The following is a 956-nucleotide window of genomic DNA, read 5'->3' on the forward strand; positions in this document are numbered from 1 at the left end:
GGTGCCGCGGGGTCCCGGTCGCGCGGTCCTGGGTCAGGGACTCGGGGCGGTCTTCTCCAGGTGGCGCAGGGCGTCGTGGGAGGCGGGGTCGTCGGGGAGGTAGGTCAGCAGGTGGTGGCCGGGTTCGTCGACGGCGGCCAGTTTGACGTAGCGCAGGCGCAGTTCGCCCGCCGCCGGGTGGTGGAAGCGGCGTACGGAGGGCTGGAAGGCGGTGGTCTCGCGGTCGGCGTACCAGCGGGCCGCGTCGGGGTCGGTCAGGAGCCGGCCGAGGAGTTCGGTGAAGCGGGGGTCGTCCGGGCGGCGGGCGGCCCGGGAGCGGAACTGGCCGAGCAGGGCGCGGGCTTCGCGCGGCCAGTCGGCGAGGAGGGTACGGGCCGGCGGCCAGCAGAACACCAGCCACAGCAGGTTGCGTTCCTTGGGGTGCAGGCGCGCGGGGTCGGTCAGCAGGGCGGCGTAGGAGGTGTTCCACGCCAGCAGGTCCCAGTGCGGGTCCAGGACCACGGCGGGGTGGGGTGCCATGCTCTGGACGAGGGTGAGCAGGTTCCGGGAGACGAAGGTGGGAGGGTCCGCGGGGGGCCTGTCCTCGGCGGTGAACGACAGGACGTGCGCGGTCTCCGCCTCGTCCAGGCGCAAGGCCCGGGCCACGGCGCGCAGTACCTGCGGGGAGGTGCGCACGCGGCCCTGTTCCAGCCAGGTGTACCAGGAGAGGCTGATGCCGGCGCGTTCGGCGACTTCGGCTCTGCGCAGGCCCGGTGTGCGGCGGCCGGGGGCGGCGGGCAGGCCGACGGTGTGCGGGGCGAGCCGTTCGCGGCGCGAGCGCAGGAAGGCGCCCAGTTCACGGTGGGGGAAGCCGTGGGGCGTCGTCGGCAGCGATCTCTCCTTCGGGCAGCGGGGTGTTCACCCCCGGGGTGTGCCGTCCCCTCGATGGTGCCGTGGCCGGGTGCGCGGGCGGGCCC

General features: G+C 75.2%; 1 protein-coding gene. It reads right to left on the bottom strand.

Annotated elements, in window-relative coordinates; translation table 11 throughout:
* Window positions 1–33 precede the first annotated feature (33 nt).
* Window positions 34–870 carry a helix-turn-helix transcriptional regulator gene (locus CCN72_RS37665; RefSeq protein WP_341868917.1) on the bottom strand — a complete coding sequence of 279 codons (837 nt, stop codon included), beginning with the start codon at window positions 868–870 and terminating at the stop codon, window positions 34–36.
* Between the last annotated feature and the right edge of the window lie 86 nt (window positions 871–956).

The organism is Streptomyces murinus (assembly GCF_002154555.1).
Lineage (GTDB): Bacteria > Actinomycetota > Actinomycetes > Streptomycetales > Streptomycetaceae > Streptomyces > Streptomyces murinus.